This window comes from Tessaracoccus sp. MC1627, assembly GCF_014164725.1.
Lineage (GTDB): Bacteria > Actinomycetota > Actinomycetes > Propionibacteriales > Propionibacteriaceae > Arachnia.
In genome coordinates, this window is the sequence record NZ_JACJGA010000005.1 from 110,461 (window position 1) to 123,759 (window position 13,299).

A 13,299-nucleotide genomic window follows, 5' to 3' on the forward strand; every position below is an offset into this window, starting at 1 on the left:
CGCGTTCCGGGGATGCCTCAGGCGAGGGCCTTGAGGGCCTCGAAGGACTTGGCCGCGTTGTCGACGGGTCCTCCGACCGCAGGCGGCTCCTCGTCAATCATGATGTCCTGCTCAAGGACCCAGTACCCGTCGAAGCCGGCCTGATCCAGGAGGCGCACGATGGTGGCGAAGTCGATGTCGCCATCGCCGATGGGGACGAACATGCCGCCCTTGATGCCCTCGGACCAGGTGATCTCGCCCGGCAGCAGCTTGGCGGCCATGTCCAGGCGCACGTCCTTGGCGTGCACAATGCCCACGCGGTCCGCGTACTTGGTGACCAGCGCCACCACGTCGGCGCCGCCGCAGGCAAGGTGACCGGTGTCCAGGCACAGGCCGACGGTGGAGTTGTCCAGCACGCGCTCCACCTCGTCGACGTTCTGCACCATGGTGCCCCAGTGCGGGTGGAGGACGGCGGTGACGCCGTTGGCCTTGCAGACGTCGCTGATCCGGCTGAGGTTGGAAAACAGCGTCTGCCAGCCCTGCTCGTCGAGCTCGGGGCGGGCGTCGTAGCCGTCCTGGCCGGAGTCGGCGGCCAGCACCAGGAACTCGCCGCCGGCGATCTCGAAGGCGCGGAGCTCGGCCTCCACCATGGGGATGGGGTCGAATTCGGGGTCGTGCATGACGGCGAGGAAGAAGGCCCCGACCGGCTTGAGGCCGAACTGGGAGACGACCGCGGCCCGCTCCTCCGCGTCGACTGGGAGCCAGCCCTGGGGGCCGAACTCGGTGGCGGTGAGGCCGATCTCCTTCATCTCGGTGAGGACGCGCTCGGGGGACATCTGGTAGCCCCAGCCCGGTACCTCACACACACCCCAGCTGATGGGTGCGCCGGCAATCTTCATGTGCAGCTCCTTCGCAGCCAAGCCGCCTCGCGCGGCTCGTTGGGAACCATTATGTCCTGCCAAACTCGGGAATGTTTGGCCACCCCCAGAATGGGTGCCGCCCACGCGGTCTAGTATCATATGTGCTGACATACTGCCGTGACGCTGGTGCGCGGCCCAACCCACAGGAGCACACATGATCCGCTTCGCGATCATCGGGGCCGGACGCATCGGCCAGGTCCACGCACGCGCCATTGCGTCCCACCCCCAGGCGACACTTGCGCTGGTCTACGACGCCTTCGAGGCGCCCGCCAAGGGCCTGGCGGAGGCGTACGGGGCGCGCTACACCCTGGACGTCGAGGACGTCTACAACGCCGTCGACGTCGACGCCGTCATCATCGGCTCGCCCACCGCGATGCACGTCGAGCAGATCCTCGGCTCCGTCAAGGGCGGCAAGCGGGTCATGTGCGAGAAGCCGGTCGCGCTGGGCATGGACGAGGCGAACCGCTGTATGGACGAGCTGGGTGCCGAAGCCTCGCGTGTCATGCTGGGGTTCAACCGCCGCTTCGACCCCTCCTTCGCTGAGGTCAACGCCCGCGTGGCCGCCGGCGAGATCGGCGCGCTGCAGCAGCTGACCGTCACCTCCCGTGACCCCCAGGGCCCGCCGGCCAGCTACGTCGCCGGCTCTGGTGGCATCTTCAAGGACATGACCATCCATGATTTCGACATGGTGCGCTTCTTCCTGGGCGACATCGTCGAGGTCAGCGCGTTCGGCACCAACGCCGACGAGGAGATCAAGGCCGCCGGTGACTTCGACCAGGCGATGGTCCTCCTGCGCAACGCCGACGGCGCCCTCGCCACGATCGTCAACTCGCGCACCTGCGCCTACGGCTACGACCAGCGCCTCGAGGCGTTCGGCGCCGACGGCTCCCTCTCGGCCGACAACCTCACGGCCACCTCCGTGCGCGCCGCCAGCGCCACGCAGACCGACGCCAGGGGACCGGTGCTCAACTTTTTCCTGTCCCGCTACGAGGCGGCCTACCGCGATGAGCTGGGTGCCTTCATCGACGCGGTGGTGGCCGACGGCGACATCTCGCCCAACGTGATCGACGGCGTTGAGGCGCTCAAGCTGGCCGAGGCCGCGACCGTCAGCGCCCACGAGGGTCGCACCGTCCGCCTCTGACCGAGGCGTCACCCCTACTTGCCCTGGTCCCTGACCTCCACTGGCCGGGTCCTGGCGCTGTCTGGTGCCGGGAGCCCTGCCACGAGGCCCGTGCGGCCCTTGACCACCTCGTGCTCCTCGACCGCCGGTCGTGAGGGGCCGGGTAGTTGAGGCCGCCCGGGCCTCGTGTCACGTCTCCCTGCACTGGTACCTGCGTGGCGTGGTTCGGTCCAGGCGTGTGCCGGCAGGTCGGCCCTGGTGCGGGTCTGTCTCAGGCGGGTTCTTCTGGGTGCCCCGCGGGCTGGGCATCCCTGCGCCCAGCCGACCTGCCGTCCCCCACCTTCGTGCGCACCCCCCGTTCGGTCATCAAGTCGTCCGAGTGGGCGGGACGGGAGATGACCGCTGAGCGTTCGCCTCAGTCGGTGCTCAACCCGGCCCATCCAGCTGGGGCGGTGTCGCGACACCTGATCGGGTGGACTCTCTAACCGTCACTTCTGGGGTCGACTACGGCATCAGAAGTGCCACCGACAGTGTCGGCTACGGCACCAGAGGTGACAGTCAGGCGACCGCGCCAGTCGCGGCACGGGACGGGACGTGAATGCGAGGGTGGGGGACGGCAGGGCGGCTCTGCGTCGGGAAGCCCAGGTCGGGGATCGCCGGACTGGCGTCCCGCCAGGGCAGACTGTCACCAGGGCCGCCCTGACGGCGCACGCCCGGAAGTGACCACGCCATAGGGAATCGAGTGCAGGGAGCAGTGAGACGAGGCCCGGGCGGCCTCGTCTACCCAGCCAAGGATTCTGCCGCGATCAGCAGGGAGAATGTGGACAACGGCCGCCCGGGCGTCGTGTCAGGGCTCGCTGCACCGGGCGCTGGAGGCCTCGACGCAGCAGCGGGCGCTACGCGCCGCGGCTGGCTCACCCAGCGGAAGAAGTCGCGGCTTGGCGCGGCTCAACCAGCGTCGGGGAGTCAGGGCTCCCCTGCACCGGGCGCGGGTCGGTTTCGACGCGCGTTGCGCCGCTTCGCGGCTTGGCGCGGCTCAACCAACGGGGGACAAGGGCCGCACGGGCCTCGTGTCAGGGTCAGTCCGTGTCGTCGGTGGAGGTGACGTAGTCACCCCACTGCTCGATCCTCCACCCGTCGGTGGTCGACCCGTTGAGCACGATCCACTGAGTGTTGTGCAGCGGCTGTGCGTTCTCGACCCCGATCGACGGGTCCTGAGAGATCGCCCACACCCGCAGCGCGGCGCCGTGGCTGACCAGCGCGACCACCTCGTCGCCCGCCTGCTCCATGGCAGCGACGGCGTTGGTGAACCGCGTCAGGAACTGGCGCGCCGTCTCGCCGCCCTCCAGCCCCGCGTCGAGGTTGTGCGGCGCCCACGAATTGAGCATGCCCACGTACACGCTCCAGTCCGTGTTCATCTCCTCGATCCCGGCGGCGATCTCCTGGATCCCGTCGGCGATGATGAGCTCCAGCTCCCTGGCCTCCGCCAACGGCGCGGCGGTCTGCTGCGCGCGCGTCAGGGTGGAGGCGTACAGGGCCTCGATCTGCTCGTGCGCGATGGCCTCGACGAGCGCCTGGGCCTGCGTCAGCCCGTTCTCGTTGAGGGGCGCACCGGGGTATGCGGTATCCAGCTGGCGGTTGACGTTGCTCTCGGTCTCCCCGTGACGGATCAGGATCAGGCGCATGGGTCCACCGTACCGGGGCATGCGACAGGGGCGGAGCCGCACCGGCCCCGCCCCTGCAACTGCTGTGTTGACTAGCGGTTCTTGCGCTCGTCGATGATGACTGCAATGACGATGATGGCGCCCTTGACGACCATCTGCATGAACGGGGAGACGTTCATGAGATCCAGGCCGTTGTTGATGACGCCGATGATCAGCGCGCCCACGACGACGCCCCACACCACGCCGATGCCACCGTTGAAGGACACGCCGCCGATGACTGCGGCCGTGATGGCGTCGAGCTCCAGCATGACGCCCAGGGTGGGCTGGCCGGAGCCGATGCGGGCGGCGAGGATCATGCCGGCGAGACCGGCCAGCAGGCCGATCAGGGTGTAGATGAGGAACTGCACCTTGCCGATGCTGATGCCCGAGACGCGGGCCGCCTGCTCATTGCCGCCGATGGCGTAGGTGTGCCGGCCGAAGCGGGTCCGGTTGAGGACCACCCAGATGACCACGGCCACCAGGAGGAAGATGATCATCGGCACCGGGATGCCGAGGATGGCGCCCTGGCCCAGCCAGTTGAATCCGTCCGCCAGGTTGGAGACGGGGCGTCCGCCGGTGTAGATGTTCGCCAGACCACGAGCGGCGGTCATCATGCCCAGTGTTGCCACGAACGGCGGGATGCGGAAGTAGGCGACGAGGGTGCCGACGATGGCGCCCACGATGGCGCCGACGAGCAGGCCCACGATGATCGAGACGAAGATCGGCATCGGGGGGAGGCCGGGGAACATCGCGGTGTCGCTCTGGACCTGGGCGAGGCTGGCCGAGACGACGGCCACCAGGGCGACGGTGGAGCCCACCGACAGGTCGATGCCCTTGGTGATGATGGCGAACATCATGCCGAGGGCGACGATGCCGATGGGGGCCACCTGGACGACGACGTTGATGAGGTTCTGTGACCTCAGGAACGTTCCCCCGGTGACGATGGCGAGGATCACCATGAACCCGATGAGGATCAGGAGGATGGCGTATTTCTTGATGGCCGCCGTCGCGTTGAACTTCGGTTTGGCCTCGACAGTGGTGTCAGACATGAGTAGTTGGTTCCTTCCTACGCGGCCGCGGTGCCGCCGGTGGCGAGTTGCATGATGGACTCCTGGTTGGCCTCCGCACGGGAGAGCTCACCGGAGATGCGGCCTTCGTGCATGACGATGACGCGATCGCTCATCCCGAGGACCTCGGGCAGCTCGGACGAGACCATGATGATGGCCTTGCCCTGTTGCGCGAGCTGGGACATGAGGCGGTGGATTTCACTCTTTGCGCCCACATCGATTCCTCGGGTGGGCTCGTCGATCATGAGGATCTCAGGGACCGTGAGCAGCCAGCGCGAGATGAGCGCCTTCTGCTGGTTGCCGCCGGAGAGGTTCTTGATCAACTGCTCAAGCGTGGGGGTCTTGATGCGCAGCGCCTGGCGCTGGGCCTCGCTGTCCTTGCGGATCTGCGCCATGTTGAGGAAGCCCTTCGGGCTGTACTTCGGCAGCGCGGCGATGGTGATGTTGTCGCGGACCGACAGCACACCCATGATGCCGTTGTGCTTGCGGTCCTCCGTCAGCATGCCGATGCCGGCCGCGATGGCGTCCTTCGGCTCGCGGACCTTGAGCTGCTTGCCCTCGACGAAGATCTCGCCGCTGTCAGCGGGTTCGATCCCGAAGATGGTCTCGAGCACCTCCGTGCGGCCCGCGCCCATGAGCCCGGCGAAGCCGAGGATCTCGCCGCGGCGCACCTCGAAGCTGACGTTCTGGACGAACCGACCCCGGTTGAGGTTGCGGACCGACAGGACCACCTCGCCGATCTCGGCCTCCAGCTTGGGGAACAGGCTGGTGAGCTCGCGGCCCACCATCAGCTGGATCAGCTTGTTGCGGTCCAGCTCCTTCGCCGGGAGGGAGACGACGTGCTTGCCATCGCGGAAGACCGTGATGTCGTCGGAGATCTTGAAGACCTCGTCCATCTTGTGGGTGATGTAGACGATGGCCACGCCGAAGTCGGTGAGCCGCTTGATCATCCTGTGCAGGTGGTCCACCTCCCGCTCGGGGATGGCGGAGGTGGGCTCGTCCATGATGATGATCTTGGCGTCGTAGCTGATGGCCTTGGCGATCTCCACCATCTGCTGGCGCGCCACCGTGAGGTCCTTCATCTTGGCGCGCGGGTCGATCTTCATGTCCCACTCGTCGAAGAGTTCCTGCGTCTTGCGGATGATCAGCTTGGGGTCCAACAGCCCGAACTTGCCGCGCTGCTCCCGGCCGAGCCAGATGTTCTCGGCCACCATCATCTCCGGCACGGGAGACAGCTCCTGGTGGATCATGGAGATGCCGTGCTCGAGGCCGTCCTTGGTGTCCTTGAAGCTGACCATGTCACCGGCGAGTTCAACCGTGCCAGCGTCGGGGGTGTACATGCCGATCAGGCACTTCATGAGCGTGGACTTGCCAGCGCCGTTCTCCCCCATGAGCGAGTGGACCGTGCCGCTTCGCACGTCCAGCTGTACGCCGTCCAAGGCCACCACGCCGGGGAACGTCTTTCGGATGTCACGCATCCGCAGAATTACCTCTTGCATTTCCTATCCTCCCTGCCGAAGCAGAGGGCCGGGGCGATCATCGCACCCGGCCCCCTGGGTCCGTCACTTCTCGAAGTCGGCCATGTTGTCAGGGGTGACGAGCTGGTAGGGCACGTCGATGACGCCGGCGACCTCTTCGCCGTTGTACAGGTTGATGATGGAGTCCACTCCACCAGCGCCCTGGCCGGCCGCATCCTGGAACACGGTCACCTCGAGCTCGCCGGCCTTCATCGCCGCCAGTGCGTCGGCGGTGGCGTCCACGCCACCCACGATCACGTCGTCGAGCTTGCCGGCGTTCTTCAGAGCCTGGATGGCGCCGAGGGCCATCTCGTCGTTGTTGGCGCAGATGATGTCGATCTCGTCACCGGACTGGATCCAGTTCTCGGTGATGGCCAGGCCCTCTTCGCGGTACCAGTTGCCGGCCTGCTCGCGCAGGAGCTCCATCTCCGGGTAGTCCTCGAGGACCTGCTTGCAGCCTTCGGTGCGGTCACGCGCGGCCTCGTTGGCCGGGTCGCCGATGAGGATGCCCACCTTGCCCTTGCCGTCGGCGAGCTCAGCGAGCGCCTCCATCTGAAGCTGGCCGGCCACCAGAGAGTTCGACCCGACGTAGGGCACGCCCACGGGCAGGTCGGAGGGGCGACGGTTGACGTAGACGAGCGGGATCTCGGCGTCCATGGCCTTCTCGGTCATGGGGCCGGCCGCGTCGGTGTCGACGGGGATGATGATGATGCCATCGAGGCCCTGGGAGATGAAGTTCTCCACCTGGCCCAGCTGGACGTCTGCCTTCTCCTGGGCGGCCACGATGGTCACCTCGACACCGGCTTCTGCGGCGCGGGCCTCGATGCCGTCGGCGACGGTCTGCAGGAACTGATCCAGGATCGGGAATGTGACGCCGATCTTGATGACCTCGCCGTCGGCGGGCTTGACCACCTCGCCGGGCTCGAACGCCACGGTCTCGATGGCCTGCGACGTCGGGGCGTCGGATCCTTCGGCGGGGGCCGAGGAGGTGGTGCTGGCGGTGGTCCCGCATGCACTCAAGGCGAGGGCGCCGGCGGCCAACAGGCCGACGAGCTTGATTCCTTGCTTCATTGCAGTCTCTCTTCCGAGGGTGGTTGCGGTGTCTGGTGACTCCGCAGGGAGGGAGTGTCGCATCGTTGCAACACCGCTATGATGACCTGACAAACAACTCTATGTCAAGACAAAGATTTCAGATGTTATCAGTTCGTTGTGAACTCGGACTCGAGGCGCTCCCGCATCCGGACGTGGATGGCGTCGGCGTCCTCCTCCCATCCGAAGACGCATACGGACAGGCGGGCGTCGTACTCGATCTCACGCAGGTACCCGAAGACCTCGTCCCAGGGGACCTCGCCGTTGCCGATCTCGTTGTGCTGGTGAATGCGCGCGTCAACGCCCGGGGGGTTGATGATGTAGCGGTTTCCGACGTTGGCCAGGTGGTTCCACACGTCGCCGATGTGGATGTGCCGGAGGCGGTCTCCGGCGTACTCCATCAGCTCGCGCGGGTTGCTCTTTCCCGAAGACAGGTGGAAGAGGTGGGGGAGGCAGAACTGGTAGTTGAACCAGTCCTTGTTGACCCCGCGCACCACCTGGACGGCCCGGTCGTTTGTCTCAACAAAGTCGTACGGGTGGGCCTCGACGACGCACTCGATGCCGCGCTTCTCGAAGTCCGGGGCCAACTCCTCGATGGAGCGGTAGAACTGGTGCTCGCTCGTGAGCGCCCGGTTGGGATCACCCGAGAACTCGGTGGCCATCATGGGCACCTCGAGCTCCTCCGCGATCTCCAGGAGCCGGCGCCAGTTGCGCACCTGTGCCTGGCGCTCCTGCTCGTCGGGTGAGGCCCAGTTGAAGACGGGGTTGAAGGTCTCGATCTTCACGCCCGTGGCCTTCATGGCCTTCTTGACGCGCGCGATCTCGGCGTTGTCGACCTTGGGGTAGTGGTGCCACTCGTGGAAGTCGGCGCGCGGGGACAGCTCGATGTAGCCGTAGCCGAGGTCGGCGGCCTTCTCGCACTCCTGGGCGACGGTGAGGTGGGGGTGGTACATGGAGGGGTCGAGCAGGATCTTGACCATGACGGCTTCCTTGGCGTGCTGGGCGGGGGTGGAGCGGGGAGAGGGGGGAGGGGAGGCGGAGTGAGGGGCGCCCGCCGGAACGCGGGCGCCCTCAGGTCACGCGTAGAGCGCGGGACGCTCGATCATGGAGATCGGCACTTCGCCGTCCTCCGTCAGTGCCTTGACGCCGGCGTCGCAGACCACGGCGGCGGCGTAGCCGTCCCAGGAGCTGGAGCCCGTGTGGCGATCCGCCGATGCCGCGGTGATCCACTCCTGGACCTCGGTGACGAAGGCCTGGCCGAAGCGCTGGTTGTGGTCCATGGTGAGCCGGTTGTGACGGCCGAGCTTGTCGGCGCGGACGACCAACTCCTGGTCACCCAGGCGGACGATGCCCTGCTCCGCCACCAGCTCGCACTGGATGTCGTAGCCGTACTGGCAGTTGACGAACACCTCGTCGTCGACGCGGACGCCCGACTCCGTGGTGAGGATCAGCACCAGCGGATCCTGCAGGTGCTCGAAGCGCAGCGAGGTCTTCTTCGGCTTGTCGACGCGCGCGGAGACGAACTCCTCGCCCAGCAGCCAGCGCATGGTGTCGATCTCGTGGATGGCGGTGTCGTTGATGGCCATGTCCCAGGTGTACATCTCGGGCACGGTGGGGTTGCGGTGCGCGTTGTGCACCATGAGTGCCTCGCCCACCTCGCCGTCGTCGAGGATCTTCTTCATCTCGCGGTAGGAGGCGTCGAAGCGGCGCATGAAGCCGACCGTGACCAGCTTCTTGCCGGCCTCCTGCTCGGCGTCCATGATCTCGACGCACTCGGCCGCCGTGGGAGCGAGGGGCTTCTCGCAGAACACGTACTTGCCGGCCTTGATGGCGGCGATCACGTCGGGCTTGTGGGCCGGGCCGTAGCTGGCGATCATGATCGCATCCACGTCGGGCGAGGCGATCAGCTCGGCGCTGGTCGCGAAGGCCGTGCCGCCGATCTGCTCGGCCACCGCGGCGGCGTTGTCAGGGTTGACGTCGCTGACGGCCACCACGCGGCCGCCCGAGATGACGGTGTGGATCCGCTCGATGTGGGCCTTGCCCATGCCACCGGGGCCGATCATTCCGATACGAAGGGTCATGTGAGTCAGTCTTTCGCGGATCAGAGGAGGCCGAGGCCGCAGGAGGCCAGGAACTCGCGGGTCTTGATGGCGTTGGGGAGCGGGTAGCCCGGGTCGCAGCCGAACATGTCCTGCTCGGTGATGACGTAGAGCTCCTTGTTGAGGTCCGCGAGGGCCTCGACGAGGGTGGGCATGTCGGGCTCGCCCTCGGGCGGGGCGACGGAGCAGCCGGCCTTGACGGCCTTGACGAACGGCCAGTCCTCGTCGTGGGCCTGCTTGACCAGCTTGGGGTCCATGGCCTTGATGTGGACGTAGCTGATGCGCTCCGGGTAGTCCTGGATGAGCGCGATGTTGTCGGCCATGCCGTAGACGATGTGGCCGGTGTCGAGGCAGAAGCCGACGTACTCGGGGTCGGTGGCCTGGAAGATGCGGTCGATATCCTCGCGGGTCTCGATGTGGGAGTCGCCGTGGGGGTGCAGCACCATCTTGAGCCCGTAGTCCTCCTTCATCATGCGGCCGAGGCGGTTCGCGTTGTTGATGTAGAGGTCCCAGGCGGCGCCGTCGAGGTGGCGGTCGTCGGTGAAGTCACCGGTGATCTCGTCGCGGAACATGGGGGGCAGGTGCACCACGTACTCGGCGCCGACGGCGGCGTGGGTCTCGCCCACGGCGCGGAAGGTCTTCTCTGTCTCGGCCCAGGCCTCCTCCTTGTGGAGGATGCCCCACGCGGTGCCGGCGACGACGCGGAAGCCGCGCTTGCCCATCTCGTCCATGAGGCGCTTGGGGTCGGTGGGGAAGTAGCCGAACGGCCCGGTCTCCATCACGGAGAAGCCGGCCTCGGCCATCTCGTCGAGTGCCTTCTCCCACGGGATCTGGTCCGGGTGCTCGGGGAACCAGACTCCCCACTGGTCGGGGCAGACTCCGACGGTCAGCTTGGAGTAACGGGGGTCAGTGTTACGGCTCTTGTCGACAGCCATCGTCATCCTTTCGGGTTGCTCATCCTTGAGCTGGCCTCAGCCTAGATCCTTCGCTTTGTACTGTCAATAGGGGGTCGGTCAAGACTTTGCAAGGGTGATGATGAGCGCGACGGGTTCAGTTGTCCGCACATTGAACGACGCGCTGGGGCGCGCCCTGAGGACTAGTCGGCCCGCGTCACGAGGCGTTCCATGGTGGAGACCTCGAAACCGGGCCGCTCGGGTCGGTTGGTCATCAGCGTCCACGCCACACCCGCCGCCGGGTTGATCCAGAACTCGGTGCCGGACCAGCCGGCGTGGCCGAACACGCCGTCGGTCGCGCCCCATCCGGGGAGCTTGACAGTGAAGCCGTACTCGTCGCCGTCGTCCTGCGGGAGCGGTTCGTGGACAGGAATGCCGACGGTGAGGGGGCGTCGCATCAGGTCCAGGGTCTCGGGGCGCACGACGGCGCCGTCGCCCCGTAGGAGCGAGACGGCCACCCTGAGCAGGTCCTCCGCCCGGGCGATGACGCCCGCGCCGGGGTGGTGCTGGGCGGCGAATGTGGCCATGTCGAAGGCTCCGAGCCCGAGGACGGGCGGCGGGTCCGAGGCCTCGTCGAGGGTGAAGCTGGTCCCGAGCTCGTCGTTGAGGGTGCTGAGCCCGGACTCCCAGGTTGCGCCGCCGGCGTGCTCGATCAGCGCCGCGATGCCCTCGAACGCGAGCGACGAGTAGCGGCGCCGGGTGCCGACGGGGGTGTCGCGGCCGGCTGTCTCGAGGGCCTCGCGGAGGGGGCGCCGGTCGTCCAGCTCGGGCTCGGTGATGCCGGAGGTGTGCGAGGCGAGGTGGCGGAGGCGGACGACGTCGTCGCGGCCCGCGCCGAACCCCGGGAGCGCGTCGGTCAGGGGGGTGTCGAGGGAGAGCGTTCCCCGCTCCAGCTCGCGAGCGGCGAGGAGGCCGACGAGGGGCTTGGTGATGGAGAACAGCCGGTAGTGGTCGCCCGTCCGCGCCTCGCGGGTGCCGGTGCCACCGAACGCCTCCAGGGCCACGATGCCGTCGCGAGTGGCGATCCCCAGGACCGCGGTGGGGAGGGCGCCGTCGCGGACGAGGGATAAGACGTAGTCGAAGGCGGCGTTGAGGCCGGGGGTGTGGGAGGTGGTCGTCATGGGTACGCCTCGGTGGTGTGGGGAGGGACAGCGCTTGCCTGCTCGCCATGGTAGTGGCGTGACGAGCGCTCCAGGGGGAGGGGCCGAGGGTGGCTACGCCCGCCAGCGAGCGGGGGAGCGGCTGGAAACGATTCCACGCCTTCGGCTGAGCCGCTTGCGTCCGGACTAGGCCTTTTGTCCTGTCAAGATCCTCGCGCTGTGTCCATTTCGTTATGTACCGGCTCTTGCGAAACGTTTCAAAGGGTGTTAGCTTTTGGGAAGGCGCTTTCCAAGTGCGACGGGCGGCAAGTTGCCCGTCACGCACAGCCCAGAACGACGACGTTCCGAATCGAGAGGACACAACTGATGTTCCCCAAGAAGCACACCCTCGTGGCGCTCATCGCCAGCGCGGCCCTGGCTCTGACGGCCTGTGGTGGCGGCGGCGAGACCGCCCCTGAGGCCACCGCCTCCTTCGATCCCAACGAGGCGGTGTCGCTCACGTTCACCTGGTGGGGCAATGACGACCGCGCTGCCCGGTACGAGAAGTTGATCGCTGCGTTCAACGAGGAGTACCCCAACATCGAGATCAACGGTACGTTCACGGACTTTCCCTCCTACTGGGAGAAGAAGCAGACCGAGGCCGCAGGCGGCGGACTGCCGGACGTGTGGCAGTTCTCAGACAGCTACCTTCGTCAGTACGCCGAGCCGGGCTACCTGCTGGACCTCGGCACCGTCTCCGATCACATCACCATGGACACCTTCGACGACGGGCTCAAGGGCACCGGTCAGCTTGAGGGCGTCCAGTACTCGCTCCCCACCGGCTACAGCACCTGGGCGAACTTCGTCAACGATGGACTGATCGCCGAGCACGGGCTGGAGATGCCCGAGGGCGGCACCACCTTCGCCGAGTTCACCGACTGGATGGCAGGCGTCACCGAGAAGACCGGCGGAACCGTCTACGGCGGCACTGACGTCACGCAGCGGATCCAGACCTTCGAGTTGGCGCTGCGCGCCGAGGGCAAGAATCTCTACACCGAGGACGGCGAACTCGGCTTCACCAAGGAGGAGCTGACGGCCTTCTGGGAGTCCGGCCAGGCCGTCCGCGACGGCATCGGCGTCCCCCAGAACAAGCTGGAGGAGATCGCGCCCAAGTCCGGCTTCGGCGCCAACCTCACCGTCAGCGAGACCAGCTGGAGCAACTTCCTGGGCGGCTACCTGGCCGATTCGGGGGCCGAAACGATCTCGATGATCGCGCCTCCCACTGCAGTTGAGGGGTCGAAGGACCTCTACCGCCAGGCAGGCCTGCAGATGGCCATCTCGGAGAACACCGAGCACCCGGAGGCCGCCGCGCTCTTCCTGGACTTCGTTGTCAACAGCCCCGAAGCAGGCGAGATCTTCGGCACCACCCTCGGCTTCCCCGCCTCCAGCAGCAAGCTCGAAGGGGCCGTGCTGGAGGGCCCCGACAAGCAGGTGGCCGACTTCCTCGCCTCCGTCGAGGACCGCATCGGCGACGCCCCGCCCGTCCCGGTCGTCGGCTACGGTGCTCTGGAGCAGAAGTTCTGGGACCTGGGCAAGGCGCTCGGGCTCGGCGCCGTGACCGTCGACGAGGCCGTCGACCAGTTCTTCGCCGAGACCGAAGTCATCCTCGGCTGAGCACGGAAACGGACCTGACACCATGACCATCGCACCCAAGAGTGCGGCCACAACCGCCGCGGGCCCGGTTCGCCGGGCCCGTGGCGGGGGGCCCGTCAC

General features: G+C 67.1%; 11 protein-coding genes. 2 read left to right on the forward strand and 9 right to left on the reverse strand.

From position 1 onward, the window contains the following. Positions 1–17 precede the first annotated feature (17 nt). Complete coding sequence (locus tag H5399_RS11585; RefSeq protein ID WP_182783210.1) at positions 18–878, reverse strand: TIM barrel protein; 861 nt, start codon at positions 876–878, stop codon at positions 18–20. Positions 879–1,053: 175 nt separating this feature from the next. Here H5399_RS11585 and iolG point away from each other — a divergent pair, with 175 nt between their 5' ends. Continuing rightward, positions 1,054–2,040 (forward strand): inositol 2-dehydrogenase, encoded by a 987-nt coding sequence (gene iolG, locus H5399_RS11590; RefSeq protein WP_182783211.1) that lies wholly within the window; start codon positions 1,054–1,056, stop codon positions 2,038–2,040. A 1,058-nt stretch (positions 2,041–3,098) separates the two neighbouring features. Here the strand turns inward: iolG and H5399_RS11595 are convergent. From H5399_RS11595 to H5399_RS11630, 8 genes are all read right to left on the reverse strand, one after another. Next, positions 3,099–3,704, reverse strand: a complete 606-nt coding sequence (locus H5399_RS11595) for a histidine phosphatase family protein (protein ID WP_182783212.1) — start codon at positions 3,702–3,704, stop codon at positions 3,099–3,101. Between the two features lie 71 nt (positions 3,705–3,775). Continuing rightward, positions 3,776–4,771, reverse strand: coding sequence for an ABC transporter permease (locus H5399_RS11600; RefSeq protein WP_182783213.1), 996 nt, complete (start codon positions 4,769–4,771; stop codon positions 3,776–3,778). A 17-nt stretch (positions 4,772–4,788) separates the two neighbouring features. Then, a complete protein-coding gene (locus H5399_RS11605; protein ID WP_182783214.1) occupies positions 4,789–6,288 on the reverse strand; it encodes a sugar ABC transporter ATP-binding protein in 1,500 nt (499 codons plus the stop codon). 63 nt (positions 6,289–6,351) lie between these two features. Continuing rightward, complete coding sequence (locus tag H5399_RS11610; protein ID WP_182783215.1) at positions 6,352–7,377, reverse strand: sugar ABC transporter substrate-binding protein; 1,026 nt, start codon at positions 7,375–7,377, stop codon at positions 6,352–6,354. Between the two features lie 128 nt (positions 7,378–7,505). Then, on the reverse strand, positions 7,506–8,375 hold the full coding sequence (locus H5399_RS11615; RefSeq protein WP_182783216.1) for a sugar phosphate isomerase/epimerase: 870 nt from the start codon (positions 8,373–8,375) through the stop codon (positions 7,506–7,508). 96 nt (positions 8,376–8,471) lie between these two features. Beyond that, the gene (locus H5399_RS11620) at positions 8,472–9,476 is read right to left on the reverse strand and encodes a Gfo/Idh/MocA family protein (protein WP_182783217.1); all 1,005 of its coding nucleotides are present in this window, start codon (positions 9,474–9,476) and stop codon (positions 8,472–8,474) included. A 20-nt stretch (positions 9,477–9,496) separates the two neighbouring features. After that, positions 9,497–10,429, reverse strand: coding sequence for a TIM barrel protein (locus H5399_RS11625; RefSeq protein ID WP_182783218.1), 933 nt, complete (start codon positions 10,427–10,429; stop codon positions 9,497–9,499). Between the two features lie 161 nt (positions 10,430–10,590). Continuing rightward, on the reverse strand, positions 10,591–11,568 hold the full coding sequence (locus tag H5399_RS11630) for a serine hydrolase (RefSeq protein ID WP_182783219.1): 978 nt from the start codon (positions 11,566–11,568) through the stop codon (positions 10,591–10,593). Between the two features lie 345 nt (positions 11,569–11,913). Here H5399_RS11630 and H5399_RS11635 point away from each other — a divergent pair, with 345 nt between their 5' ends. Next, a complete protein-coding gene (locus H5399_RS11635) occupies positions 11,914–13,200 on the forward strand; it encodes an ABC transporter substrate-binding protein (RefSeq protein WP_182783220.1) in 1,287 nt (428 codons plus the stop codon). Positions 13,201–13,299 lie beyond the last annotated feature (99 nt).